This window comes from Mesorhizobium sp. P2_F8 (genome assembly GCF_056403655.1).
The window spans coordinates 123891-149202 of the sequence record NZ_JBFUFB010000003.1 but is presented as its reverse complement, the minus strand read 5'-3'; the positions used below and the strand labels follow the sequence as shown (position 1 = coordinate 149202).

Sequence of the window (25312 nt, the reverse complement as noted above, 5' to 3'; positions counted from 1 at the left end):
TCTCCACCGAAACTGTTTGACGCAGATGCGGGCCGGTCACAATGTGGAAATTGCACTATCAGCCTTCGTCCAGGACGAAGGCTGATAGCTGGGGTTGCGCGGCTGCCGAACCATTTGCAGGAGCAAAAGAATGCGCTTCGATCTGGTCGATCTCCGGCTGTTCCTGCTGGTGGCCGAGCGCGGCAGCATCACCCGTGGCGCCGAACTCGCCGGCCTTGCCCTGGCCTCGGCCAGCGCCCGCATCAAGGGCATGGAGGATCGCCTCGGCGCGCCGCTGCTGGAACGCCGCCGCCGTGGCGTGGTGCCGACGGCGGCGGGACAGGCGCTGCTGCATCATGCGCGCGCCGTGCAGAACCAGATCGAGGCGATGGTAGGCGACCTCGGCGCCTACGCCACCGGTCTTCGCGCCCGCGTCCGGCTGCTCGCCAACACCGCCGCCACAGGCGAGCTGCTGCGCGATGTACTGCCGGCTTTCCTTGTCACGCATCCCCAGGTCGACATCGATCTCGACGAGCGCCCCAGCCATGAGATCGCCGAGGCGGTGGCCAGCGGTGCGGCCGATCTCGGCATCGCCGCGACCTGGGCTGGCCTGTCGCATCTCGAGCAGAAACCGTTCTTCATCGACCGGCTGGTGGTGATCGCCGCACGGAACTGGCCCGGCCTCGAAGGCCGCACCACCAGCCTCGCCGACATTCTCGGTGAACCCTTCGTCGGGCTCGCCGCCGGCCATGCGCTGCAGGAGCACGTCACACGCCAGGCCGCCCGCCTTGGCGGTCATCTGCATGTCCGCATCCGAGTGCCCGGCCTCGACAATGTCTGCCGCCTCGTCGCGCAAGGCGCCGGCATCGCCATCGTGCCGGAAAGTGCGGCGCGCCACTCGGCACGCTCGCTGCGCAGCCTGCGGCTCACCGACGACTGGGCAATACGCCAGCTCAATCTGTGCGCCCGCAGCTTCGACGAATTGACGCCGCAAGCGAAATTGCTGGCTGCCGCGCTGGTCTGAACCCGGCAACCCAATAGCGCAACCGCAACCGCGCCAGACGACGCACCATGCCGCTTGGTGCGAAAACAACGCCTTGCTTTTCAAAAATTCGTGACATAGCTTGTTTTCATATAGGCAAATAATTTGCCGATCTTTTTTCTTTTTATGAAAGACAGAGCCTTTGCGGGAACATCTCGATCTGACCGATCGGCGGCTGGTCAAACAGCTGTCGCAGGACGCGCAGCCGGGCATCAACCGCCTCGCCGAGATGTTGGCGATTTCGGTGCCGACGGTGCGCACGCGGCTGCGCAACCTGCTCGACCGCAATCTGCTGAAGATCGTCGGGCTCTTGAACCTGACCGAACGCCCCGAACTGATCTCGGCCATTGTCGGTATCAATGCGCAAGGACGCGGCCGGGCCCGCGAGCTGGCGCAGCGCATTTCCGAACTGCCCTTCGTCAACTCGGCTTCGGTGGTCACCGGGCGCTTCGACATCATCGTCGACGTGACCGTGGCCGGTGACGTCGCCGATCTCTACCGCGTCACAAGCGAGCTGATCCCGGGGGCCGGCGAGCCGGGCGAAGTCGTTCGCAGCGAGACCTTCGTCGTCATGGCGTCCTGCAACAAATGGGTCAGCCTGCCGGAAGGCTGCTGGTCGGACGATCGCAAGGAGCCGGCATGAGAATAGCGGTTCTCGGCGGCCTCGGCCTGCAAGGCCGGGCGGCCATCGCCGATCTCGTCGCCAGCGGTGCCGAGGAGGTGATTTGCGTCGACACGGCGCCGGACGGTGCGGCTCGCCTTGCCGGCCTGACCGACCTTGCCCGCGTGCGCTTCGTGGTGCCGCAGGGAGCGATCGGCTCTGCCTTGGCCGGCGTGCTGGCGAATGCTGACGCGGTCATCGACCTGTTGCCGCAGCCACTGATGCGTGAGGCGGTCCAGGCCGCGATCGCAACGCGCACGCCGCTGGTCACGACCAACTACGGCAAGGCCATCGCCGACCTGGCACCGGCCGCCGAACAGGCTGGTGTGCCGATCATGGCCGAATGCGGGCTCGATCCCGGCATCGACCTGGTTCTCTACGCGCGCGCCGCAAGGCAGTTCGATACCATCGCCGCGATCGATTCCTATTGCGGCGGCATCCCCGAGCCGAAGGCGATGGCCAAGCCCCTTTGCTACAAGGTGAGCTGGAACTTCGACATGGTTCTGGTGAGCCAGAACCGCGACAGCGTGATGATCGAGGACGGCGAACGCGTCGCGGTCCCCGCGGGCCGGCAGCACGACAACCCCTTCATCCACGAGATCGAGGTGGCGGGCCTGGGCGCGTTGGAGGCCTTCCCCAATGGCGATGCGCTGCATTATGTCGAGATGCTGGACGCGGCAAAAGGGCTGCGCCGCTCGGGCCGCTATACGCTGCGCTGGCCGGGATGGTCGGCCTTCTGGGCGCCGCTGAAGGAACTCGGCTTCCTTTCCGAAGACAAGGTGCCCGGCACCGGCTCCAGCCCGCGCGAATTCCTAGGCCGGCTGCTCGGGCCGCAACTGCAGTACGGGCCCGGCGAAAAGGACCTTTGCGTGATGCGCAATGTCTTTTCCGGCCTCGAAGGCGGCCGCCGCAAGACGGTGACCTCGGACCTGATCATCGAGCGCGACCTGGCCTCCGGCCTGTTCGGCATGAGCCTCGGCGTCGGCTATCCCGCCAGCATCGTGGCGCAGATGCTGGCGCGGCGCGAGATCATCAAACCAGGCCTGCTCAACCCGCTGCTCGATGTGCCCGATGGCCGCTTCTTCGACGAGTTGGCCAGGCGCGGCATCACTGTGACCGAGACGGTGGCCTGGGACTGAGGGTTTTCGAACGGTGGCTGCCGCCGGCAACGGCGCTGCCGCTCAAAAAAGCACCCCGAAGGGTGAAACAACAACGTGGAACAATAAAACAAGGAGGAATGCCAAATGAAGATTGCCAGACTTTTCATCGCTGGACTTGCGCTCGCCGGGCTCGCCACCGCGGCCAGCGCCGGAACGCTCGACGACATCACCAAGCGTGGCGAGTTGCGCGTCGCCGTGCAGACACAGGGACCGCCCTTCTCGCTGGTCGGCGCCAATGGCGAACGCACCGGCAGTTCGGTTGAACTGGCCGAGCTGATGGCCAAGGAAATGGGCGTCAAGATCACCTTCCTCGACTTCGACTGGGACGGCCTGATCCCGGCGCTGCTGTCGGGCAAGGCCGACCTTCTGGTCGCCGACATGACGCCGACGCTGGCGCGCGGCATGAAGGTCGCCTTCACCAAACCTTACATGTATACGGGCAGCACCGTGTTCACCAAGGCAGACAGCAAGTTCAAGACCACCGAGGACTGCAAGGCCAAGGGCACCAAAATCGCCGTGCTGCTCGGCGCCACCGGCGAGAAGGAGGCCAAGGCCGTCTTCACCGATGCCGACATCAAGAGCTACAAGGGCGGCGGTCCGCTGCTGCTCGACGCCGTCAACAACGGCCAGGCCGATTGCGGCGTCAACGACGTCTCGGCGGTGAAAGGCCAGTCGACCGCCTATCCGGCCGGCACCTTCACCATCATGCCGGAGCTTTTGTCGAAGGAACCGCTTGCCTTCGCCACCCGCTATGACGAGCCGGACCTGCTGGTCTGGATGAACCTGTTCCTCGACCAGGTCAGCATCGATGGGCGCCTGCAGAAGAACCTCGACTACTGGGTCAATTCCGACGCCTGGAAGAAGGACCACTAACCAGCCTTGGGATCCAGGCGGTTTTGCGCGCGTCTTGAGCGCCGCGAAGCCGCCTGGCCTTTCGTTTCGCCCGCTTTGGGGAACCGCCCAGCGATGCTCGAGAATTTCAGTTTCCGCACAATCATCGAGTACCTGCCCCTGTTCGGGCAGGGCCTGGTCACGACCGTGTGGCTGTCGGCGCTGTCCTTTCTCGGCGCGCTCGCCGTCGGCATCGTGCTGTGCGCTATGAACCTGCAGCGCGGCAGGCTGTTTCGTGCCCCGGCCAAGGCCTATATCGACGCCGTGCGCGCCACGCCCTTGCTGGCGCAGCTCTATTTCCTCTACTTCGGCCTGCCCCGACTCGGCTTCGTCCTGCCCGAATTGGTCGTCGGCATCCTCGCGCTGTCGTTGAACAGCGGCGCCTATGTCGCTGAAATCATTCGCGCCGGCATCCTGTCCATCCCGCGTGGCCAGGTCGAAGCCAGCGTCGCCTCGGGCATGACCTATGTCCAGCGCATGCGCCTGGTCATCCTGCCGCAAGCCTTCAAGGTGACGATCCCGCCGCTGCTCGGCCAGGCGATCGTGCTGGTCAAGGATTCCGCATTGCTGTCGCTGATCTCGGTCGCCGAGCTGACCCGCGCCGGCCAGTTGCTCGCCTCCGACCGCTTCATGCCGGCGGAAGGTTTCCTCACCATCGCCGCCTTCTACCTGCTGCTCTACTACTGCCTGAAAGGGCTGGCTGCTCTCTCCGGTCGCTGGCTCGGCACAGCGGGGGCGCGGACATGATCTGGCAACAGTTGCAAAGCCTCGCCGGCAGCTATCCGCTGGCGCTGCGCGGTCTCGGCATGACGGTGGTGCTGTCGCTGATCAGCCTGGTGCTCGGCACACTGCTCGGCTTCGGTCTCGGCATCCTGCGCACCGGCGGCAACCGGCTGGTGGGCAGCTTCATCGGCGCCTGGGTCGACCTGATCCGCGGCACGCCGTTCCTGGTGCAGATCTTCCTGATCTTCTTCATCCTGCCGGAGCTCGGCATCGAGCTCGACGCCTTCACCGCCGGCATCATCGCGCTGACCAACCTTGCCGCCTGCTTCATCTGCGAGATCGTAGCCGCCGGCATTCGCTCGGTGCCGACCGGCCAGGTCGAGGCAGCTCTTGCATCCGGCCTGTCGCGCTGGCAGCGCATGCGCCAGGTGGTGCTGCCGCAGGCGATGCGCATCGTGCTGCCGCCGCTGGTCGGGCAGTATGTGCTGCTGATCAAGGACTCTTCGGTCGTCTCGGCGATCGGGCTCACCGACCTCACCCGCGTCGGCTGGCTGGTGGTGCAGCGTGTGCCCAACGGCCTGCTGGTCTTCTTCCTCGTCGGCGTCGGTTATTTCATCGTCTGCTATCCCCTGATCATGCTCGCCCGCCGGCTCGAGCGCCGCATGGGCGCGGCGCATGGCGAGGTGCAGCTATGACAGCGAACCCCAAAGGTCCGGCAAATATGACCAAAACCGGTATGATCGACTTTCGCGGCGTCAACAAATGGTTCGGCGCGCTCAACGTGCTGAAGGACATCACGCTCAGCGTCGAGCCGCGCGAGGTGGTCGTCGTCTGCGGCCCGAGCGGCTCGGGTAAGAGCACGCTGATCCGCTGCGTCAACGGCCTGGAGGCGATCAAGGACGGCGATCTCGTCGTCGACGGCCAGCGCCTCGGCGACCCCGCCACCAACATGACGCAGCTGCGCACCGAGATCGGCTTCGTCTTCCAGTCGTTCAACCTCTATCCGCACAAGACGGCGCTCGAGAACGTGACGCTGGCGCCCATCCATGTCCGCAAGATCCCGCGCACCGAGGCCGAAAAGGCCGGGCGCGAATTGCTGGCCAAGGTCGGGCTGGCCGACAAGGTCAACGCCTATCCGGCGCAGCTCTCCGGCGGCCAGCAGCAGCGCGTCGCGATCGCGCGCTGCCTCGGCATGCGGCCCAAGATCATGCTGTTCGACGAGCCGACCTCGGCACTCGACCCCGAGATGATTTCGGAAGTGCTCGACGTCATGGTGGCGGTCGCCGAGGAAGGCATGACCATGATGGTGGTGACGCACGAGATGGGCTTTGCCCGCAAGGTCGCCCAGCGCGTGGTGTTCATGGATGCCGGCGCCATCGTCGAAAGCGGCACGCCGGACGAATTCTTCTCGCACCCCAAGACCGACCGCAGCCGGGCTTTCCTGAGCAAGATTTTGCGGCATTGAGGCAAGAGCATGATCCCGAAAAGTGGGATCCGGTTTTCGGAAAAGATCATGCTCAAACACAGAGATAGAGTTCTATCCCGATACCATCGGGATGGAACAGGCTCTAGCTCGCCTCTTCCGGGCTGCCGCCAATCGCAAACGCAACCCGGCCGGCGCGCCGTCTCAGCAGCGCGATGGAGAGGAAGGCGATGACGCCGCTCGCGGCGACGACCACCAGCGCCCACAGCGAATTGGCGACGGATGTCCGCGCCATCATGAAGGCGAGCGCGAACGGCGCGAAGGCCGAAGTGAACTGGCGGGCGGCACTCGCCCATCCCAGCCGCGCGCCATAGCCTTGGCGGCCGAAGAGCTCGAGCGGCAAGGTGCCGCCGACGATGCTGGTGAGACCGGAACCGAGGCCGAACAGCAGCACGAACAGGAAAGCGCCAGGCAGCCATGGCGTGGTCAACAGCAGCGTGCACAGCCCGGCCGTGAGCAGCGACGCGGCAATGACGGCGAGATGCGTTTGTTGAAGCCGCCCGCCAAACAGCATGTTGATCAACCGGCTGGCGACCTGCGCCGGCCCGAACAGGGTCGAAACGAAGAGGCCGGCCGTGCCGAGCCCAAGTGCCGCCGTCAGCGGCACCATGTGGATGAGGATCGCCGACAGCACGAAGCCCTCGGAGGCGAACCCTGCCAGCATCAGCAGGAACGCTGCCTGCCCGCGTCGCGGATCGAATGCCGCGCCGGCTTCATGAGCCGGCCCGCGCTCTGGCGGCGCGGCCGTCGCGTGGCGGCGCGACAGGCGCATCAGCCAGGCGTGGATCGGCAGGCAGAGCCCGAGATTGAGCGCCGCGAACAGCAGATAGACCTCGCACCATGTCCAATGCGCATGCAGCGCCGAGGTCAGCGGCCAGAACAGGGTCGAGGCGAACCCTGCGATGAGCGTCAGGTGGGTGATGCTGCGTTGCGGCCGGGTAACCCCGATCTGCACGATCGCCACGAAGGCGGCGCTGTAGAGGACGAAACTGGAGGCCAGCTCCATCGCCAGCAAGGCCAGAACAAAGGTCACGCGTCCGGGCGAGACGGCGCACAGCGCCAGCGCGACGGCTGCCGCGACCGAGCCGATGGTCATGATGCGCCCGGCGCCGAAGCGGTCGGCCCAGCGCCCGGCCGTGGGCGCGAACAGGCTGCCGGCAAACAGCGAGGCGGACAGCGCGCCGAACACCCACCCTTCCGTGAGGCCGAACTCCCTGGCCATCGCCGGCGCCAAGATCGAAAAGCTGTAATAGAGCGTGCCGTAGCCGATGATCTGCGTCAGCCCGAGCGCCCATATCGCCTTGCGCAGGACAGACCAGTCAAGCATCGACGCCCACGGCTTCCGTCGCCTTGGCGCCAACCGATGGACCCGTTGCGCAGCCGCAGCCCGACGCACCCTTTGCCTTGGCGTCCGCATCCTCGACGCAGCAGGCATCGACATTGGCGGGCGCGGGCCCGCCACAACAACCAGCACTGTCCGATCCCGTCACGACATCGGCGCTGCACACGCCGGTCTCCGGCAGCACCAGCCGCACCTCGCGCGCCGCGACATGGTCTCCGGCAATGTCGGCGACCACCGAGCGAACCTGCTCGTAGCCGGTCGCCATAAGGAAGGTCGGGGCGCGGCCGTAGGATTTCGAGCCGACGATGGTGAAGCCGGGTTCGGGATGGGCAAGTTCCCGGATGCCATGCGCGGGAACCGTGCCGCACGAGTGGAAATTCGGATCGATCAGCGGCGCCAGCGCCGGCGGCGCTTCGACGGCGGGATCGAGTGCGAGGCGGATTTCGCCGAGGAACGACAGATCGGGCCTGAAGCCCGTGGTGACGACGATGCGATCGACGGAAAGGCTGAATGGCTTGCCGGCCAGGCTGGCGTCGACGGCAAGCCCCTCGCCTTGCATTTCGATGCGGTTGACGGCGAAGGCCGCCAGCATGTTCAGCCTTCCATCGGCCATCGCCTGCTTGGCGGCGAGGCCAAGCGCGCCACGTTCGGGCAATTGGTCGTTCAGCCCGCCGCCAAGCAGCCGGTCGACGCTGGCGTGACGCAGCGCCCAGAAAATCTCGGTGCCAGGCGCTGCGTCCTGCATCTCCATGAGCGCCAGGGCGACATTGATCGCCGAATGCCCGCCGCCGATGACGAGGACACGCTTGCCCGCATAGCTGTCCCTGGCTTTGCCGACCACGTCGGGAATGCCATAGGCAATGCGCTCGCAAGCCGCGCCTTCGCCGGCAACCGGCAGCCCGTCGACGCCGATGGGGTTTGGCCGCGACCATGTTCCGGACGCGTCGATGACGGCGCGCGCGAGAACGCGGTGCTCGCCGCCCGCATCGCGGTAGCGGATGACGAAGGGAGCGTCCTTGCGACCGTCATTGGCGACCTTGTCATGTCCCTGGCGGGTGATCGCGGTGACCTCGGCGCCGAGCTTCAAATTGGCGGCGATGCCGGCAAGTGCGGCAAGCGGCGCCAGATAATCGCGCACGATCTCGCCCCCGGTCGGCAGGCCTCGCATGTCTGGCGCCGTCCAGCCGGAGCGGTCGAGCAGCGCCCGCGCCGCCGCGTCGATATTGTATTGCCATGGCGAGAACACCCGCACATGGCCCCATTCGAGCAATGCAGCGCCAACGCTTTCGCCACGTTCGAGGATCAGGGGGCGGATGCCGCGTTCGACAAGATGCGCGGCGGCGGCGAGGCCGACCGGGCCTGCGCCGATCACCGCGACGGGAAGGTTTGCCATCATGTCCATATGTTCGATCCTTCCGGTATCTTCGAATTACAAAGCGAAAAAAATCAGGCCAGCGCTTTGCCGACGGCAGGCGCGCAGATGGCATCGGCACAGCACTCGTCGGCGAGATAGCCGATCAGCGCATTCATGCCGGGATAGTTGGCGCGGCAGATCAGCGTCGTCGCTTGCCGTTCCTGCGTCACAAGGCCGGTGTCGACCAGCCGCTTGAGATGATGCGACAGCGTCGAGGACGGAATATCGAGCTTGCCCTGGACGCTGCCGACGGCAAGCCCGTCGTCACCGGCGCGCACCAGAATGCGGTAAAGCTGAAGCCGCGTCGGATTGCCGAGCGCTTCGAGCTGGGCGGCTGCTTTTTCGAGTTTCATGGAAATAAACTACGCGCCGCCCATCGAGTCGTCAACCTAATTTCGAAAAATATGGAAATACCGTCAGCCGACCCGCTTGCCCGAAGCGTCGATGACCACCTCGCCATCCTCCTTGGTGAACGCACCGATGTCCGGGTTGGGCAGGATGTCCAGCACCTTTTCCGACGGCCTGGCCAGCACCACGCCGAGCGGGCTCACCACGATCGGCCGGTTGATCAGGATCGGATGCACCAGCATGAAACCGAGGATCTCGTCGTCGGACCATTTCGGGTCGGCGAGGCCGAGTTCGGCGTAGGGCGTGCCCTTCTCGCGCAGCAGGTCGCGCGGTGTCATGCCCATGGCAGCGATCAACTCGACCAGCTTTTGCCGTGACGGCGGCGTCTTCAAATACTCGATCACCTCCGGTTCCTCGCCCGACTGCCGGATGACGGCCAGCGTGTTGCGCGAGGTGCCGCAATCGGGATTGTGATAGATGGTGATGGTCATTTCGCGGCCTTCATCTGTCTGGTTGGTTTCGGTTCGGCAAGCAGCCAGCCCGCCAGGGCCATAGCCAGCAGCGCGCCCAGCAATTCGGCTGCTATGAAACCCGGCAGATCGACCGGGCGGATGCCGGAAAACGTGTCCGACAAGGCACGGGCGATGGCGACGGCCGGATTGGCGAATGAGGTCGAGGCCGTGAACCAGTAGGCGGCCGTTATGTAAAGCCCGACCAGCCAGGGGATCGCGTCGGAACGGAAGCGCAGGCCTGCCAGGATGGTGAAGACGAGGCCGAAGGCGGCGACTGCCTCGGCGAGCCATTGCCCGGCTCCGGTCCGCACCGTCACCGAGGCCTGCAGGATCGGCAGTTCGAACATGGCGTGCGCAAGGAACGTCCCGGCGATGCCGCCGACGATTTGGGCGACGACATAGGCGATCGCCGCCCTCGCGTCGATTTCGCGGCGGAGCGCGAACGCCAGCGTGACGGCCGGATTGAAATGCGCGCCTGAAAGCGGCCCGAGTATCGTGATCAGCACGACAAGGATCGCCCCCGTCGGCAACGTGTTGCCGAGCAGCGAAATGGCAATGTCGTGCGTCAGCCGGGATGCCATGATGCCGGAGCCGACCACGGTCGCGACCAGCAGCGCGGTTCCCAGCGCTTCGGCAACGCAGCGGCGTGGCAGGTCGTTCGCCACGGCGCCCAGCTGGCCATCGGCAGGGTGCAGGCGATCTCGTACAGCCACTTCGCTCATCGGCGTGCTCCTAGCAGTCACAGGTCACGGCATTGATGACGGGACGGCAGAGTTCCGGCGCGCCGTTGCAGCAATCTTCCATCAAATAGGCCAGCAGGTCCCGAAACCCGGTCATGTCGGCGACGTAGCGCACGATCCGGCCATCGCGTTCGGGGTGGATCAGCCCGGCATGGGCGAGCACCTTCAGATGCGCCGACATGGTGTTCTGGACCGTATCCAGCTTTGTGGCGATCTCGCCCGCCGGAATGCCTTCCGGACCGGCGCGGACGAGCAGCCGGAAAACATCCAGCCGCGTCTCCTGGCCAAGGGCCGCCAGCGCGTTCAATGTGTCTTTTTTATCCATATATCCGAATCCTTGGATTTATGGATATCGACTCTCCCGCGACCTGTAAAGCGGGGATTCCGGACGGCTGCAACCAAGCGGGTCTTCACCGCGGATGCAATCCGCCCTCGCCAGCCATCAGGTGACGGCCAGCACCTTGCCCGTATCGTGCTCGCGCACGAAATCCACGCGGGCGCCGTCCCAGTGATAGCTGTAATGCCGGCCCTGCACCGGAATGGTGATGGCGTCCGGCCAGAAGATGCCGATGCAGCCGCCGCCCGGCATGCGCACGCTGTTCCACACCAGCCCGTCGCTGCCGGTCGCCCGCAGCGCCCGCCCCTCCGCTTGCGAGGCGGTGTAGTCGTCGGGATCGAGCACGCCGGGCACCGCGTTCACGTCGTCGAGGTCGCGGTCGACGCTGCCGATCAGGACGCGAAAATCCGCCGTCCAGCCCGGATCCTCGTTGGTGGCGCGCATGAATTTCTGATGGTGGTGAATGGTCTCGGCGAGCGCCACCTCTTCGCTGTCGCCGGCATAGTAGATCCCGTAACTGCCATCCGAGAACCGACCGGGCCGCAGGGTCGAGCAATGCACGAAGGGCGCCATCACGAAGCTGGCGCCAGGACCGGAAACCCGCCTTGTGGCCGCCACCTTGCCAAGGTCGCCGATCTCGAGCCTGATGCGCGGGTTGGTCTTCTCCTCGACCGCCGCCAGCGCCTCCCAGTCACGCGGGTCGGCAATGTCCTCGAAGAGGTCGATGGGCGGATGGATGGAGCGGATGATGCGGAAGGTCTGCTGCCAGTGGACGCGGCGCCGGACCGCAAGCCCACTCACCATGCACCACGCTCCGCATCGAGCCATTCGCGCATTGCGGCAAGGTCGGAGATTTCGCCGCGCAGCATCAGGTCGAGCGCCGACTGGCCGCCGAAAGCGGCATTGGGCTTGCGGATCCAGGCATAGCCGCGCGCCGGCTCCGTAAAGAGATAGCGCAGCCCTTTGTGGATGCCCATCAGATGCGCCATGCGGGTGCGCAGGTCGCGGTCGATCCTGCCTATGCCGCCCTCCTTCCAGCGTGCCCCAGTCTTCCAACGTGCCCATGTGCGCGCCGACATGCCGCCGAGCAGGATGCAGGCTTCCAGGTCGGTGAGGTTCCAGGCCTTGAACAGGTTGACGGTGGTGCGCGCCAGCGCGCCCGCCTCTTCATCCGAAATGGCGTTTCCAACCGTGGCCGGCGTGGTGACTATGGGCTGAAGCTGCATTTTTTCGTCCTTGCTATTGGCAGATATATAGCATGAATTTGCCAATTGGCAAGAAACGGATCCAACTGCGGATCAGACGCATTCCGTGAATCCCCATGAGCGCTTAGCCAAAAGCTCTRGGCCGCGCGCAATCAGGTTTTTGGAACAGTCGAGACGCGAGCCAGGATTTCACACCGCTCCAATGCATAATTCCAAGCGGAGAAAGGCGGATCAACCCGCAGCCCCGGCGGTGTCTTTATGAACGGATCCGAGCCAAACAAGCTGTATTTCTCAAACAGCTCTTCGGCAGTCGCTCCGGGTTTGAAAGCATCTTCCAGTTCGCTGTCGACTATGGCGCGGCAGCGCTCCACAGCCCCATCGTAGGTTGGAAATTTTCCGTCGAGGTAACGGTGGCTCTCATCGCGATAATGAAAATGATCGTCGACAAAAACCTGGTAGTGGCTCTCGTCGGGCTCTTGTCCTTCCAGCTTCGGTTGGGAGCTCCCCACACTCAAGGCTCGAATCCTCCCGCTGCCGGCAATCCAGCCTATCACCAGTCGCTTTCCGCGAGCAACGAAGCCGTGTCGCCCCGGCGGCTTGCTTGCCCTGGCATCCAGGCGGGCAGCCTGAGGCCTCAAAACAGCAAGGGCGCGGCCAACCGTGCGCACCGCCCCTGAATCGCAGGACGGGCCGGCATTGCCGCCGGCCCGGAACTGCGTCGTGCCTATTCAGCCGCCTCGTAGCCGGCGATGCCCTTGATCTCGAGGAAATCCTCAAGACCGTATTCGGCATATTCGCGGCCGTTGCCCGACTGCTTGTAGCCGCCGAACGGCAGGCCGGCGTCCCAGGTCGGATAGTTGATGTAGACATTGCCGGTGCGCATGCGCGCCGCCACTTCGCGCGCTTTCTTCATATCCTTGGCCTGGATGTAGGAGGCAAGGCCGTAGACCGTATCGTTGGCGGTTTCGATTACCTCCTCGACGCTGTCATAGGGCATGATCGCCAGCACCGGTCCGAAGACCTCCTCGCGCGCGATCCGCATGTCGTGGGTGACGTCGGCGAACACCGTCGGCCGGACGTAGTAGCCACGGTTGAGTTCGGCGGGACGGCCCGGGCCGCCGGCGACCAGCGTGGCACCTTCTTCGATGCCGCTCTGGATCAGTTCCTGGATCTTGTCGAACTGGACCTGGCTGACGACCGGCCCGAGCTTGGTGCCGGCCGCGTCTGCAGGGCCTACGGTGAACTTTTCCGCCGCGGCCTTGGCATAGCCGGCAGCCTCGTCATGGCGGTCGCGCGGCACGAACATGCGCGTCGGCGCATTGCAGGACTGGCCGCTGTTGCCGAAGCAGCCGGCGACGCCCTTGGAGACGGCCTTCGCGAGGTCGACATCGCCGAACAGGATGTTGGCCGACTTGCCGCCGAGTTCTTGATGCACGCGCTTGACCGTATCGGCGGCGGCCTTGGCCACCAGGATGCCGGCACGGGTCGAACCGGTGAACGACATCATGTCGATGTCGGGGTGGCTGGACAGCGCCTGGCCAACGCCCGGTCCGTCGCCATTGACGAGGTTGAAGACGCCCTTCGGCACCCCGGCCTCGTCCAGGATTTCGGCGAAGATGATGCCGTCGAGCGGCGCGATCTCGGACGGCTTCAGCACCATGGTGCAGCCGGCGGCAAGGGCGGGGCCGACCTTGCAGGTGATCTGGTTGAGCGGCCAGTTCCATGGCGTGATCAGGCCGACGACGCCGATCGGCTCCTTGACCACCAGCGAGCTGCCCTTGACCTGACGGAACTCGAACGACTTCAGCACGTCGGCCATCTTCTGCAGATGCGCGAGGCCGACGCCGACCTGGCTGTCGAGCGCGAACTGCCGCGGCGCACCCATTTCGCGCGATACGGCGAGCGCCAGATCGGCGCTGCGCTTCTTGTAGACCTCGATGATGCGGTTCAAGAGCTCGAGCCGCTCGCCGACCTCGGTGAAGCCAAAAGTGTTGAAGGCGCGCTTGGCGGCGGCCACCGCCTTGTCGACATCGGCCTTGGAGCCGAGCGAGATCTGCGCGAAGGCATCCTCATTCGACGGATCGATGACGTCGAATGTGTTGGGCACAACAGGATCGACCCACGCGCCATCGATATAGAACTGCAGATTGTGTGACATGGTTTTCTCCTTGGGGTGCGCCGCATGGCTTCGCCGGCCGTCATATGTGGCTGGAGATAACGATGCACAAACGCTGCTGTCAAACGCAAGAGCCAAGTGATTGAGCCAGCCGTGTGCAATATGCCCGTTACGCTTTAGCGGAAGCGGTGAAGAACCCGCCGTCGAGTTCCTTCGCGCCCCCCTCTGTCCTGCTGGACATCTCCCCCACAAGGAGGGAGATTGGCAGCTTGGGCGCCGGCGCTCTTCCTGCGACATCCGCGATTGGCAAAGGCGGTGTGGTGGCGGCCGATCTCCCCCCTTGAGGGGGAGATGTCCGGCAGGACAGAGGGGGGCGCCACAGGGCGCTATCTTTGAGCCGTGAACTGGCCACCCACATCAGCCTGCCAGTTTCTTGCTCATATAGACCGTCACCCCGTTCATGAACGGCTCCTCCCGGTCGATTGTGTAGCCATACTTTTTGTAGAGCGACACATTGGCCTCGAAGGCGCCGTTGGTCAGCAGGCGCAGCGCGGGGCGGCCGGCTTCGGTCGCCCTCCGCTCGGTCTGCTCCAGCAAAAGTCGGCCGATGCCCCTGCCCTGCGCCCGCGGTGCGACGCAGACATTCTCGATCCAGAGATGGTCGTCGGCCAGGATCGTTTCGATCATCCCGACAATGCCGTCCTCCTCGACGGCAAGATCGAACGGATGCTCGGCGACGGCCTTGTCGTAATCGGCGCGCATCGGCAGCGGCTCGCGGCCGATCACCGGCACCCATTTGGCATAGGCGGCGCGCACGATATCCCTGATCGCGGTGGCGTCCGCCGGCTCGGCCGGCCGAAGCCGGATGGAAGAAGTGATGGTCATGAAAATGCTCCAGGCATGAAAAACCCCGCCGGCGGATGCCGCGGGCGGGGTTGGAAACGAACGAACCGGATCTATCGTGCCGGTCTTTGTCGTCGCGCAATCAGCTTGCCGCTCCGCACTCTGCAGGGGCGGCGTCGCTTGCTGTTGGCGGGCGCAAAGACGAACATGGGGGTCAAGCTGGAGCAGGAAGCGCGCCGCTGTCAAGACGGACGCTCAATCGGCAATGTCTCACGTCATGGAATCCCTGTATGCCTTGCGGCAACAACAATTTGGCCGATGGACAAGATATGACCGGGACGCTGAGCAAAGCGGTGCGGATGGTCGCCATCCTGAACCTCGGTTATTTCGGCATCGAGTTTGCCGTGGCCGTTTGGATCAGATCGGTATCGCTGTTCGCGGACAGCATCGATTTTCTGGAGGACGCATCCGTCAACCTGCTGATCATGGTCGCGCTGGGTTGGACCATCCGCAATCGAGCGCGGCTCGGGATGGCGCTGGCGGGCGTACTTCTGATCCCGGCTTTGGCGACCCTTTGGACCGCTTGGGAGAAATTCAACGTTCCAATCCCGCCAGCGCCCGTTCCGCTGACGCTTACCGCGGCCGGCGCGATCCTCGTCAACCTGACATGCGCGCTCTTGCTCGCTCGCTATCGCCATCACAGCGGCAGTCTTACCCATGCGGCATTCCTGTCGGCCCGCAACGATGTCCTGGCGAATGTCTCGATCATTGCCGCCGGCCTGGTCACGGCCTTCGTGTGGAACTCAGCCTGGCCAGATATCATCGTTGGCCTTGCAATCGCCGTCATGAATGCGGATGCCGCCCGCGAGGTCTTCACGGCTGCAAGACGCGAGTTCGCGCAAAGCCATATTTCAAGCTGACGCACTGCGCCTTCAATACTCCTGCGCCGTCGGTCGAAACAGGATCTCGTTGATGTCGACCTCGTCCGGCTGGCTCATGGCGAACACCACTGTCCTGGCGAAGGAATCGGCGGGGATGGCCACCCGGTCGTAGAGCGCGCGCACGCCTTCGGCGACATCGGGCTCGGTGACGCTGTCCGGCAATTCCGTCGCCACGGCGCCCGGCGAGATGATGGTGGTGCGGATGTTGTAGGGCTTTACCTCCTGGCGCAGGCCCTCCGAGATGACGCGCACCGCGTGCTTGGTCGCGGCATAGACGGCGCCGCCCGGCCCCACCTTGTGGCCGGCGACCGACGAGACGTTGATGATATGGCCGCTCTTCTGCGTCTTCATGTGGGAGAGCGCCGCGGCTATGCCGTAGAGCACGCCCTTGATGTTGACGTCGATCATCCGGTCCCAGTCCTCGACCTTGCCGCGTTCCAGCGGCGAGTGCGGCATCAGGCCGGCATTGTTGATGATGACGTCGACGCGGCCATGGACCTTGACCGCATGGTCGACCAGACGCCGGACCTGTACGACATCGGTCACGTCGGTCGCCAGGATGGCGTCCTTGCCCAGCGACAGCCCTGCCGCCAGCGCCTCGAGCCGGTCGAGACGGCGCGCGCCCAGCACCAGTTTCGCGCCCTCTTTGGCCAGAAGCCGCGCGGCGGCTTCGCCCAGCCCGCTGCTGGCGCCGGTGATGACGACGACCTTGCCCTTGATGTTCTCTGTCATGGGATTTTCCTTCCGCTTCAGCGATCGATCCTCGCCGCTTGTTGTGGCGAATAGCGCTCTCCCTGCACGGCAATCGCCGAGACCGCGTTCTCGATGTCGCGAAGATCGTCCACGCTCAGCACAACGGCGGCCGATCCGATGTTCTCCTCGAGGCGATTGAGCTTCGTGGTGCCGGGGATCGGGACGATCCATGGCTTGCGAGCCAGCAACCAGGCGAGCGCGACCTGTGCGGGGGTCACCTTCTTCCCGGCTGCGATCTTGACGATCGCATCGACCAGCGCCTGGTTCGCCTTGCGGGCCTCCTCTGCAAAACGCGGAACCGTGTTTCGGAAGTCGCTGCTGTCGAACGTCGTGCTGGCGTCGATGGCGCCGGTGAGGAAGCCCTTGCCCAGTGGGCTGAAGGGCACGAAGCCGATCCCCAGTTCTTCCAGGACCGGCAGGATCGCCTCCTCGGGTTCACGCCACCACAGCGAGTATTCGCTCTGCAATGCCGTGACCGGCTGCACCGCATGCGCACGACGGATGGTGCGCACGCCCGCTTCCGAGAGGCCGAAATGCTTCACCTTGCCTTGGCTGATCAAGTCCTTCACCGCGCCGGCCACCTCTTCGATTGGCACGACCGGATCGACGCGGTGCTGGTAGAGGAGGTCGATATGGTCGGTCCTAAGCCGCTTTAGCGACGCCTCGACGACCTCCCGAATATGCCCCGGCCGGCTGTCCATGCCGTCGTGTCCGGCTGTACCGGCAATGTCGATGCCGAACTTGGTGGCAATCACCACCTGGTCGCGGATCGGCTGCAGCGCCTCGCCGACGACCTCCTCGTTCTTGAACGGGCCATAGACCTCCGCGGTGTCGAAGAAGGTGACGCCGCGCTCGAACGCGGAGCGGATCAGGCGGACAGCATCCGGCGTGTCCATCGGTTGCCCGTATGAATGGCTCATCCCCATGCAGCCCAGCCCGATGGCCGAGACTTCGAGGCCACCCTGGCCCAGTTTGCGCTTTTGCATCTCAGTTCTCCTTCATGTCTTCGCTAGGATTCTGACGGTCGCGGCGCGGGCGCGCGCGCTGATCATCGGGGCAAGGTATGGGCTCGCCGCATATTTCGCCCCGTAGGCATCGTCGATGCGGTCGTTGACCGGCCCATCGACTGCTTCGAAGGCGACATCCCTGGTCATGCCGGCGGCGGTGATCCGACCGGCCTTCTGCTTGACCGCAGCCTGGTACCAACGCGACTTCCGGCCGTTGTAGCCGCGCACATAGATTTCGCCTTCGGTCACCACCGACCAGATCCAGGTCGGCGTGCCAAAGGTCACGCGATCATCGCGCAGCGGCGCGATGTGCAGATCGTCGGTCGCGGCGATCCTGCCGAGTTCGTCCTTCGACCACGTCATTTGTCACCTACCATACTGCGCGTCGCTGACCTGCTCCATCCAGTCGACGGCCTTGCCGTCCAGCGCTTCCTGGATGGCGATGTGGGTCATGGCGGTGGTCGGTGCCGCGCCATGCCAGTGCTTCTCGCCCGGCTCGAAGCGCACCACATCGCCCGGCCGGATGTCTTCGACCGGGCCGCCCTCGCACTGCACGCGGCCGCAGCCGGCGGTGACGATCAGCGTCTGGCCGAGCGGATGGGTGTGCCAGGCGGTGCGCGCGCCGGGCTCGAAGGTAACGGCGTTGCCGGCCGCACGCGCCGGCGCGATGGCTTGAAACAGCGGATCGATGCGCACCGTGCCGGTGAACCAGTCGCCCGGCCCCTTGCCCGAGGCTTGAGAGCCGCTTCGCTTGATTTCCATGGTTTATCCCTTCTCGACGCGGGGCAGGCACGGCCGCCGGCCTCGGAACCGCCGCCTTTGGGCCGCCCGATTGCGATGATGCCTATTTAAGGCCTGCGATTGATCGCGATTAGCTGCTATATCCGGCATGTACTTATGAGAAGGGCTCATGAATGCCGCGCGACAATCTGAACGAGCTGACCGCCTTCCTCGCCGTCGCGCGTGAGCGGAGCTTCACCCGAGCGGCAGCCAGGCTCGGCGTCTCGCAATCGGCGCTCAGCCACACATTGCGGGCGCTGGAGGAGCGGCTGGGCGTGCGGCTTCTGACCCGCACCACGCGCAGCGTCTCGCCGACCGAGGCGGGCGAGCGCCTGGCTCGCAGCATCGGGCCGAGGCTCGACGAGATCGAGATGGAACTCGCCGCCTTGAGCGCGTTGCGCGAAAAACCCGCCGGCACCATCCGCATCACCGCCGGCGAGCACGCCGCCGATGCGGTCCTGTGGCCGGCGATCGCTAGGCTGCTGCCCGACTATCCCGACATCAGGATCGAGATCATCGTCGACTACGGCCTGACCGACATCGTCGCCGAGCGCTACGACGCCGGCGTGCGGCTTGGCGAACAGGTGGCGCGCGACATGATCGCGGTGCGCATCGGCCCCGACATGCGCATGGCGGTGGTCGGCGCTCCGGCCTACTTCGCCACCAGGCCAAAGCCGCGCGCGCCGCAGGACCTGACCACGCACAATTGCATCAATCTGCGGCTACCGACCTATGGCGGGCTCTATGCCTGGGAATTCGAGAAGGCCGATCGCGAACTGAAGGTGCGGGTCGAGGGCCAGCTGGTGTTCAACACCGCCGCGCTGCGGTTGAATGCCGTGCTTGCCGGCCTGGGTCTTGCCTATTTGCCCGAGGACCAGGTGACGACCTATCTGGCCGACGGCCGGCTGGTGCGGGTGCTGGCCGACTGGTGCCCGCCCTTCCCCGGCTACCACCTCTATTACCCCAGCCGGCGACAGGCGACGCCGGCCTTCTCGCTGCTGGTCGATGCCTTGCGCTACCGTGGCTAGATGGAGTTGACGAGAGTATCTGGTGGAAGACGAGCGGCCGAGCAACGACCTCGGCATGTTCTAACTTATGTCACCCAAAGGTGCGCAGTGGTTTTGGGTGAAGCGCCCAATTCAGGAACCGGCCTCCTCGAAATATTTGGCCCTCAGCCATGTGTTCGACGGTCCGCTCCTGTAGCGGCTGTCGGTGCGCTTCGAGATGATGATCTCAAGCTTGTCGATGGCGCGGAAGATCGCGAGCGCATTGCCCTCGAAATGCTCGCTGTACTGGATCTTGCCGAGACCGTGCTCGACCAGTTGCCACAGCGCCTGCTTGCGCTGCAGCAGGGGCAAGGACGTTAGATTGCGACCGTTGAGATGGAGGATGTCGAACGCGACGAACACCAGCCGGCTCGGTTCGTTCCAGATAGCCGCTTCCAGCGCAGGGCAATCGGGAGCCCCCTGCTCGCCCGGCACAATGACCTCGCCGTCGATAATGGCAGACCGGCATGGCAGCTCGGCGGCCAGCGCGATGGGCCAGTATTTCGTGGTCCAGTCTCGGCCGTTCTTGCTGTAGAGACGCACGCCGCCTTTATCGATGATGATCTGCGTTCGGTACCCGTCAAGCTTGACCTCGTGGACCCATCCCTCACCTTCGGGCGGCCGCTCGACCAGAGTCGGGATCTGCGGCGGAATAAATTCCAGCCGGCCGCCGATGACCTTGGCACGCTTACTCAATGACGCCACCTTTGACCGAGCAACGGCGGCTGATCGGCACAGGCAGCCCGACATCCTCCCAACCTGGACGCCTGCCGCCTGTGCCGAGCCCCCGCCGAGCATTGCCAGCATCTGCGCACGGGGCCGGATTGTCGTTAGCTTCGCATCCAAAAATTTATCCTGGCGTACATATCGCACGCGGTGCGGCGCTCCAGCACCATCACCGACTGGCCTGTCCTATCCAGGATTGCAGCCAACCCACGCAGTCCCCTGTCAAATTTCGGGCGACCCTGGTTAGTCCATCAAAAGGACCAGGGCGGGATGCAGCTTCTTCAGGTTCGGCAATGATTTCGATTGCCAGGGTATGTCGGGCGTTCCACGCACGACGAGCCGAACTTCGGGATGCTTGCGCACCTCGATGGTAAATTTCGCCAGCAGGTTGATGCCGGAAGAGTTGAGAAAGTGGAGGTCCTTCAAGTTGAGCGTAATGGAGGGGGGATTTGCGGCAAGAACACTGGTCGCCAAAGCCGTGACAGGCGCACCGGCTTCGGAACTTGCAAGCCGCATGGCGCCGTCGAAGAAAATTTCGCTTCCTTCGATCCACACGCGGTAGTCGTCTGTCTTGATTTCCATGGCCTTGCTTCGTGACCTAGTTGTGAGTTTGCGAGATCGGAATGGAGGCATATGTTTCCAGGCAAATCCGATCGGTTTCGTCGACGGAGCTGAATATCCAGGCCAGGCGTGCGCCATAGTCGCTCATCAACGTCAGCAATCCGAGTCCGGAGCCTGTCACGTCGGGGTTGGCAGCATTCGCTTCAATTCGCTGTATCAGCAGGTCTCTGGGGTCCCCAACCGTGATGTCCGCCAGGAGGCTTTGGAACTCGGACGCGTCTTCACCATCGAGGTCATTCGACACCTTGAGCTTGAAGCACTCCGAATCCATCGACGCCTCGATCACGATTTCACCCGGTGCGCGAAACTTGACAGCATTTTCGATGAGCTCGTTGGCCAGGTATCCGATGCTGTGCCGCACTTCCCTGTAGTCATTGCGGGACGACTGAAAGCGCAATGCGAAAAGATCGGCGATGAAGTCCGAAGTCGTAGCGCAATGACGCCAACTCAAGTCGAGAGGTCCGTCGAACAGCCGCACCCGGCTGACGCTTTCCATCATTCCGATTGCAAGGTCAGGGGTACCGAACAGCGTGGTCATCCTATGTGTGCCTTATGATCACGAGGGTGATGTCGTCGTGGATCTTCTGGATTCCGATATGGGCCATCAGATCCTCGATGATCCCGGTTTTGATTTCCTCGGCGCTGCTGCCATGACGTTTTCGGGCGCTCTGGCAGAGGCGCTCGAACCCGAACAGTTTTCGGTCATGGTCTTCCGCCTCGGTCACACCGTCGGTGTGCAGCACGATCACATCGCCAATCCCAAACAGGATGTTCCGCGTGGCAATGAACTTCGAGATGTCTTTCTCCAGACCAACTGGCAGACCCAGATCTATCGTATCGATGCGTTCGACTTCGCCACCCGCACGGACAACGAGAACATCCTCATGCTGGCCCGATAGCGTTACCCGCTCATCCTCGAAATCAAGAAAGGCCAGCGAGAGATGCTTGTCGGTGTTCGTCCGCTCGATATTCTTATAGATCGCTCTGTTCAGCCGATCCAGAAACTGGTGTGGATCCGCTTCGTTGGTCTCCTGCAGCGCGCGTGCAACGGATTGGACCATCAGCATCAGCACGCCGCTCTCGAGACCATGACCGGTCACGTCGCCGATGCCGATCTTGACCCGTGATCCATTTTGCAGGACGTCGTAATAGTCACCCCCGACCTCGTCGGCCGGTCGCATGTAGGCCGCGATCTCCAGCCCTGGAATCGCTCGGAGTTCGAATGGTTTCGGCAGCACCATCATCTGGATATGCCTGGCGACTGCGAGCTCGGCACCGAGGCGGACGTTCTCGTCCCGCAACTTTTCGTTGAGTGCGGATATTTCCTGATTTGCGTCCCCGAGCTCCCTGGTTCGGTCGTCGACGAGCTGCTCGAGGTTTTCCGTGTGAAAGCTGATCTGCTCGGCCATCCGGTTGAAAGCGATCCCTGCCGCTCCGACCTCGTCGCGCGTCGGAATGCTCACGCGGACTGAATAGTCTTTGGATTGGAGCCGCTGGGCCGCGCTGGCAAGCGCTCTGAGGCCTGCGGTGATGCGCTTCGAAATTCCGAGCACGGCCGCGAAAACAATCAGAAGCGAAACGATGATCGCGCCGATCTGAAAGAGCAGGATACGATTGGTTGCCCGCGAAATACTCTGTTGCGCGGCGAACAGGGACGCATAGATCTCCCGTTCGGGAACGACGATCCCGACCGACATCGTTTCGGACTTGATCGGTCCCGAACTCCACAGATTGGTTGGCTTCAATCTCTTGAGGACAACGATGTAGGGTACGCGCTCGCCTTTATTGTCGAGCATGATATGTTGAATGACGCCGTCATTGTTCTGGTCGAGAGGCAGCGACGCGATTGCCGGCTGCAGACTTCCCCGCAGGGACCTCTCCAGGCCAGTGACGCCTTGCGTACCCGCATCGCTCGATGAAGTCAGGCCGATGATAGCCTGGCCCGACGGATTGATCGCCACCACGTTGCCAGTCGACATCGTGAGGAAGCCGAACCCGGTTTCAGCGATCTTCACACGTTCGACGACTTGCGCGAGCTGGTCGAGAGTGATGTCTGCCCCCGCAGTTCCGGCGATACCGGTGCGATCGCGCGTCCACAGCGGATGGAAAAAGCTGACGATCAGCTTTCCCGTGATTGCATCGGTGTAAGGCGCTGTCTGGGTAATGTCGTCAGGGACGGGACGAGAGGCCGGATTCCCGGCCCATTGCTGCCATGAACCATAGATACCCGGAAAGAAGAACTCCCAGAACTCCGCCTTGTTGTGGCCCGGATAGAGCTTGTCGAAGGTCTGTGCCTGGTCCGTATACGGAACCGTCCTGAAGATCGGCCGTTCCTTTGGGCCAATATAGTACATCTGCAATTTGGACGATCCGCTGGCCATGAGAGTCGGCGCGACGAGATCGATCACGGTACTGTCTTCTATTTCCTTCTGAACGCTCGGCAGCGGGGTGTGGTCGGCACCCAGCAGGTAGCCCCAGACGCTTACCACCGAAGGCGCGCCCGGCAGATTCTGCGCCCAATCGCCCCGCGCGTCGTAGACGACCTTCACGGAGCCGGGCGCCTCATGCGAAAGGGTCGCTCCGACCTGTTGCTGCCTGCTCGGATCGTCGATCTGGCCCTGCAGCACGCCGGCCAGCGCCTTGACGTCGCCATGAACGCGGTCGAGCAGCAGGTCGACGCTCAACGCCGTCGATTGGGCGTACGAACGAATGTATTCCTGGTTTGCGGTCGTCAGGCCCTCGCCGACTTCCGACGTGGCATCGCGCGACAGCTTCTGAACGTTCCAAAGCGCCAGACCACCGCTCAGCAGGAGGTCGAACAAGACGGCGCCGCCAACGACCAATACGAATTTCGCTCGAAAGGAGCGCAGGCCGAAGCGCGGTGTAGGCTCATCGCTGGCGTTCATTGCGGCCGTCGCCCCGATGCGACCCAAATCGGCCAACCCGCATAACCCTTGGGGTGGAGCGCAGCGAAAATGTGGTCCTGGAAGCCCTGCCGGAACCGTGCAACGAACTCCGGTCCGTCGCCGCGTCTGGTCGCCATCTCGCCCGCATAGACATCCGCCCAGGCCACAATGACATCGGCGAAGTCCTGCGGATCACCGTCCAGGTTCGTGACCATGAAGGTCTCGACACGTATATCCTCGAATCCGGCTTCGATCAGGTATCGCCGGCTCTTGGGTCCAAGCTCGACGTCCATCTCGAAATGCCCGAACAGCTTCGCTACCTCGTTGTAGGTCCAACGAATGCTCTCGGAGCGCGGCTCGCCGAGGCAATGCGAATTCTTCTCGTTGGTGATATAGACCCGACCGCCTGGCTTGCATATGCGGTAGAGCTCCTTGAGGATGAGTTCAGGTCGATTGAAGATTTGAAGGGAATGCCGGCAGGTGACCAAGTCAAACTGCGCTTCGTCAAGCAGCATCTCCGACGCATCGCCATAGGTATATTCCACGCCCCGGATATCGAACTCCCGCATCACGCGTCGAGCATAGCTGAGGCTTGACATGGAGTGGTCGAGGGCGACGATCCGCGATGGCTGGAACTCCTTCTGCACCAGCAAGGCGAAATCACCGATCCCGCAACAGATGTCGGCCATGACGATGCCGGGCCTCATGCCGTGTCGCGGCAAGATTGCGCGCTCGTGGCGCCAGGTCATCTTTGTCTGTGTGCGCAGGATCGGAACGAACCCGCCTTCCTCGAGGAAGCCCTGCCCCGGATAGAATTTGCTGTCATACTCCTCGACCGTGATGTTCGGTTCAATCCCGCTCAAGCGACTGAATTTTCGCGAGGTCCATCCGACCACGCTTGACGTGATGACGACGAATTTGAGATCGGGTCGAGCCCGACAGGCGTCAAGGAGGATCCTCGAAAAGGCGTGAAACGCAGCGTTGTTCATCTGCGTCAGGCTTCTGACATTGACGTAGAGAACGCCCCGCACACGACTGATCGCATCGCGAAGCAACGCGATGCTGGGCCCAAGCTCATCGACCGCCTGAGGCCGGACCACGCCCGATATGGAGAACTCCTGATTGTTCGCGTCGTATTGCGCCTTGAAGCGTGGGGGAAGGTCGTAAGGGCTCAATTGTGCAGGCCTTCGAGCGGAAGATCCACGACAAGCCTGATTGCATCACCATCGGCTTCCTCGACCCTGAGTGTGGCGTTGTAGTCGACAGCCAGTTCCAGAAGTACGACCTCCCGGCTTGGCGCGATATCGCCAGACACCGAGTTGAGGTATCGCTCCCTGGCCTCGAATCCCGCGACTTGCGACATGGCTTCTTCGTAGAATTGGCGCTCCCCTGGCACGCATGGGAATGTCAGCTCGATCCTGTCCGTGGCGCCATGGCGAGACACCCTGCATGCCAACTCGCCGTCGGTATGGCGCGTGCGAAAGGCAATTTCCAGCAGCTCGTTGAAGGCCGAGGAAAAGAGATTTGAATGCCGGACCGAGTCTGATCTATTTTGACTGATCATCCGGGCCATGTATGTCGAGACATAATCGCAGTGTCTCCAAGCGGAGACAAAGGCTTTGATTTCCATGTCGATCTGGATCATGGGCTCAAAAGTCGGCTCGCCAGCCAGGTCATGTTGAACAGATCCCATCGGCATCCTCACTTATTCCATCAGTATTTGAGCCCTGGTGGGC

At 63.5% G+C, this 25312-nt stretch carries 30 protein-coding genes; 9 read left to right on the top strand and 21 right to left on the bottom strand.

All coding sequences use genetic code 11. The features are described 5' to 3' along the window. Nucleotides 1-130 precede the first annotated feature (130 nt). The 7 genes from AC1DZP_RS08005 (at nucleotide 131) to AC1DZP_RS07975 (ending at nucleotide 5921) form a co-directional block, all read left to right on the top strand. The gene (locus AC1DZP_RS08005) at nucleotides 131-1003 is read left to right on the top strand and encodes a LysR substrate-binding domain-containing protein (RefSeq protein WP_477301411.1); all 873 of its coding nucleotides are present in this window, start codon (nucleotides 131-133) and stop codon (nucleotides 1001-1003) included. Between the two features lie 160 nt (nucleotides 1004-1163). After that, nucleotides 1164-1664 carry an Lrp/AsnC family transcriptional regulator gene (locus tag AC1DZP_RS08000; RefSeq protein ID WP_095091173.1) on the top strand — a complete coding sequence of 167 codons (501 nt, stop codon included), beginning with the start codon at nucleotides 1164-1166 and terminating at the stop codon, nucleotides 1662-1664. After that, on the top strand, nucleotides 1661-2821 hold the full coding sequence (locus tag AC1DZP_RS07995; RefSeq protein WP_477301409.1) for a saccharopine dehydrogenase family protein: 1161 nt from the start codon (nucleotides 1661-1663) through the stop codon (nucleotides 2819-2821). The genes AC1DZP_RS08000 and AC1DZP_RS07995 overlap by 4 nt, the downstream gene beginning before the upstream one ends. Nucleotides 2822-2926: 105 nt before the next feature. Then, nucleotides 2927-3715, top strand: a complete 789-nt coding sequence (locus AC1DZP_RS07990; RefSeq protein ID WP_457150577.1) for an ABC transporter substrate-binding protein — start codon at nucleotides 2927-2929, stop codon at nucleotides 3713-3715. Between the two features lie 93 nt (nucleotides 3716-3808). Further along, the gene (locus AC1DZP_RS07985) at nucleotides 3809-4480 is read left to right on the top strand and encodes an amino acid ABC transporter permease (RefSeq protein WP_477301407.1); all 672 of its coding nucleotides are present in this window, start codon (nucleotides 3809-3811) and stop codon (nucleotides 4478-4480) included. Further along, nucleotides 4477-5151, top strand: a complete 675-nt coding sequence (locus tag AC1DZP_RS07980; RefSeq protein WP_477301405.1) for an amino acid ABC transporter permease — start codon at nucleotides 4477-4479, stop codon at nucleotides 5149-5151. Before AC1DZP_RS07985 ends, AC1DZP_RS07980 begins: the two co-directional genes overlap by 4 nt. 26 nt (nucleotides 5152-5177) lie before the next feature. Then, on the top strand, nucleotides 5178-5921 hold the full coding sequence (locus AC1DZP_RS07975; protein WP_477301403.1) for an amino acid ABC transporter ATP-binding protein: 744 nt from the start codon (nucleotides 5178-5180) through the stop codon (nucleotides 5919-5921). 103 nt (nucleotides 5922-6024) lie between these two features. Here the strand turns inward: AC1DZP_RS07975 and arsK are convergent, their stop codons facing one another. The 11 genes from arsK to AC1DZP_RS07920 form a co-directional block, all read right to left on the bottom strand. Then, nucleotides 6025-7266, bottom strand: a complete 1242-nt coding sequence (arsK, locus tag AC1DZP_RS07970; protein WP_477301401.1) for an arsenite efflux MFS transporter ArsK — start codon at nucleotides 7264-7266, stop codon at nucleotides 6025-6027. Then, nucleotides 7259-8683: an NAD(P)-binding domain-containing protein gene (locus AC1DZP_RS07965; protein WP_477301399.1), complete on the bottom strand. Its 1425-nt coding sequence runs from the start codon at nucleotides 8681-8683 to the stop codon at nucleotides 7259-7261. Before AC1DZP_RS07965 ends, arsK begins: the two co-directional genes overlap by 8 nt. Before the next feature lie 44 nt (nucleotides 8684-8727). Further along, complete coding sequence (locus tag AC1DZP_RS07960) at nucleotides 8728-9048, bottom strand: ArsR/SmtB family transcription factor (RefSeq protein ID WP_477301397.1); 321 nt, start codon at nucleotides 9046-9048, stop codon at nucleotides 8728-8730. Between the two features lie 63 nt (nucleotides 9049-9111). Further along, nucleotides 9112-9534, bottom strand: a complete 423-nt coding sequence (arsC, locus tag AC1DZP_RS07955; protein ID WP_477301396.1) for an arsenate reductase (glutaredoxin) — start codon at nucleotides 9532-9534, stop codon at nucleotides 9112-9114. Continuing rightward, nucleotides 9531-10220 carry an aquaporin gene (locus tag AC1DZP_RS07950; protein ID WP_477302193.1) on the bottom strand — a complete coding sequence of 230 codons (690 nt, stop codon included), beginning with the start codon at nucleotides 10218-10220 and terminating at the stop codon, nucleotides 9531-9533. Before AC1DZP_RS07950 ends, arsC begins: the two co-directional genes overlap by 4 nt. Before the next feature lie 67 nt (nucleotides 10221-10287). Then, nucleotides 10288-10620, bottom strand: a complete 333-nt coding sequence (locus tag AC1DZP_RS07945; RefSeq protein ID WP_477301394.1) for an ArsR/SmtB family transcription factor — start codon at nucleotides 10618-10620, stop codon at nucleotides 10288-10290. Between the two features lie 117 nt (nucleotides 10621-10737). Next, the gene (locus tag AC1DZP_RS07940; protein WP_477301392.1) at nucleotides 10738-11436 is read right to left on the bottom strand and encodes an RES family NAD+ phosphorylase; all 699 of its coding nucleotides are present in this window, start codon (nucleotides 11434-11436) and stop codon (nucleotides 10738-10740) included. Then, nucleotides 11430-11858 carry an antitoxin Xre/MbcA/ParS toxin-binding domain-containing protein gene (locus tag AC1DZP_RS07935; protein WP_477226684.1) on the bottom strand — a complete coding sequence of 143 codons (429 nt, stop codon included), beginning with the start codon at nucleotides 11856-11858 and terminating at the stop codon, nucleotides 11430-11432. Before AC1DZP_RS07935 ends, AC1DZP_RS07940 begins: the two co-directional genes overlap by 7 nt. A 131-nt stretch (nucleotides 11859-11989) precedes the next feature. After that, nucleotides 11990-12391: a hypothetical protein gene (locus tag AC1DZP_RS07930; RefSeq protein WP_477301390.1), complete on the bottom strand. Its 402-nt coding sequence runs from the start codon at nucleotides 12389-12391 to the stop codon at nucleotides 11990-11992. 170 nt (nucleotides 12392-12561) lie between these two features. Continuing rightward, on the bottom strand, nucleotides 12562-13995 hold the full coding sequence (locus tag AC1DZP_RS07925; RefSeq protein ID WP_477301388.1) for an aldehyde dehydrogenase family protein: 1434 nt from the start codon (nucleotides 13993-13995) through the stop codon (nucleotides 12562-12564). Between the two features lie 375 nt (nucleotides 13996-14370). Further along, a complete protein-coding gene (locus AC1DZP_RS07920; RefSeq protein ID WP_477301386.1) occupies nucleotides 14371-14838 on the bottom strand; it encodes a GNAT family N-acetyltransferase in 468 nt (155 codons plus the stop codon). A gap of 287 nt (nucleotides 14839-15125) precedes the next feature. On the opposite strand from AC1DZP_RS07920, the gene AC1DZP_RS07915 reads away from it, so the two are divergent. Next, nucleotides 15126-15716, top strand: a complete 591-nt coding sequence (locus AC1DZP_RS07915; protein WP_457153586.1) for a cation efflux transmembrane domain-containing protein — start codon at nucleotides 15126-15128, stop codon at nucleotides 15714-15716. Nucleotides 15717-15728: 12 nt separating this feature from the next. Here AC1DZP_RS07915 and AC1DZP_RS07910 read toward each other — a convergent pair whose 3' ends face one another. From AC1DZP_RS07910 to AC1DZP_RS07895, 4 genes are read right to left on the bottom strand one after another with little or no spacing between them, the layout of a single operon-like run. Then, nucleotides 15729-16469, bottom strand: coding sequence for an SDR family oxidoreductase (locus tag AC1DZP_RS07910; protein ID WP_477301383.1), 741 nt, complete (start codon nucleotides 16467-16469; stop codon nucleotides 15729-15731). A 17-nt stretch (nucleotides 16470-16486) separates the two neighbouring features. Then, on the bottom strand, nucleotides 16487-17476 hold the full coding sequence (locus tag AC1DZP_RS07905) for an aldo/keto reductase (protein WP_095091155.1): 990 nt from the start codon (nucleotides 17474-17476) through the stop codon (nucleotides 16487-16489). A 12-nt stretch (nucleotides 17477-17488) separates the two neighbouring features. Next, nucleotides 17489-17860, bottom strand: a complete 372-nt coding sequence (locus AC1DZP_RS07900) for a DUF2255 family protein (protein WP_477301381.1) — start codon at nucleotides 17858-17860, stop codon at nucleotides 17489-17491. Between the two features lie 3 nt (nucleotides 17861-17863). Then, the gene (locus AC1DZP_RS07895) at nucleotides 17864-18259 is read right to left on the bottom strand and encodes a (R)-mandelonitrile lyase (protein WP_477301379.1); all 396 of its coding nucleotides are present in this window, start codon (nucleotides 18257-18259) and stop codon (nucleotides 17864-17866) included. 152 nt (nucleotides 18260-18411) lie between these two features. Between AC1DZP_RS07895 and AC1DZP_RS07890 the strand changes: the two genes are divergently transcribed. Further along, nucleotides 18412-19305, top strand: coding sequence for a LysR family transcriptional regulator (locus AC1DZP_RS07890; RefSeq protein ID WP_477301377.1), 894 nt, complete (start codon nucleotides 18412-18414; stop codon nucleotides 19303-19305). 111 nt (nucleotides 19306-19416) lie between these two features. On the opposite strand, the gene AC1DZP_RS07885 is transcribed toward AC1DZP_RS07890, so the two are convergent. From AC1DZP_RS07885 to AC1DZP_RS07860, 6 genes are all read right to left on the bottom strand, one after another. Continuing rightward, complete coding sequence (locus tag AC1DZP_RS07885; RefSeq protein ID WP_477301375.1) at nucleotides 19417-20073, bottom strand: ATP-dependent DNA ligase; 657 nt, start codon at nucleotides 20071-20073, stop codon at nucleotides 19417-19419. Between the two features lie 219 nt (nucleotides 20074-20292). Next, nucleotides 20293-20631: a slr1659 superfamily regulator gene (locus AC1DZP_RS07880; RefSeq protein WP_457153585.1), complete on the bottom strand. Its 339-nt coding sequence runs from the start codon at nucleotides 20629-20631 to the stop codon at nucleotides 20293-20295. Nucleotides 20632-20647: 16 nt separating this feature from the next. After that, nucleotides 20648-21208, bottom strand: a complete 561-nt coding sequence (locus AC1DZP_RS07875) for a slr1658 superfamily regulator (RefSeq protein ID WP_206073834.1) — start codon at nucleotides 21206-21208, stop codon at nucleotides 20648-20650. A gap of 1 nt (nucleotide 21209) precedes the next feature. After that, nucleotides 21210-23576: a SpoIIE family protein phosphatase gene (locus AC1DZP_RS07870; RefSeq protein WP_477301373.1), complete on the bottom strand. Its 2367-nt coding sequence runs from the start codon at nucleotides 23574-23576 to the stop codon at nucleotides 21210-21212. Next, the gene (locus AC1DZP_RS07865) at nucleotides 23573-24751 is read right to left on the bottom strand and encodes a methyltransferase domain-containing protein (protein WP_477301371.1); all 1179 of its coding nucleotides are present in this window, start codon (nucleotides 24749-24751) and stop codon (nucleotides 23573-23575) included. The genes AC1DZP_RS07870 and AC1DZP_RS07865 overlap by 4 nt, the downstream gene beginning before the upstream one ends. Next, on the bottom strand, nucleotides 24748-25275 hold the full coding sequence (locus AC1DZP_RS07860; RefSeq protein WP_477301369.1) for a ubiquinone biosynthesis methyltransferase UbiE: 528 nt from the start codon (nucleotides 25273-25275) through the stop codon (nucleotides 24748-24750). The genes AC1DZP_RS07865 and AC1DZP_RS07860 overlap by 4 nt, the downstream gene beginning before the upstream one ends. Nucleotides 25276-25312 lie beyond the last annotated feature (37 nt).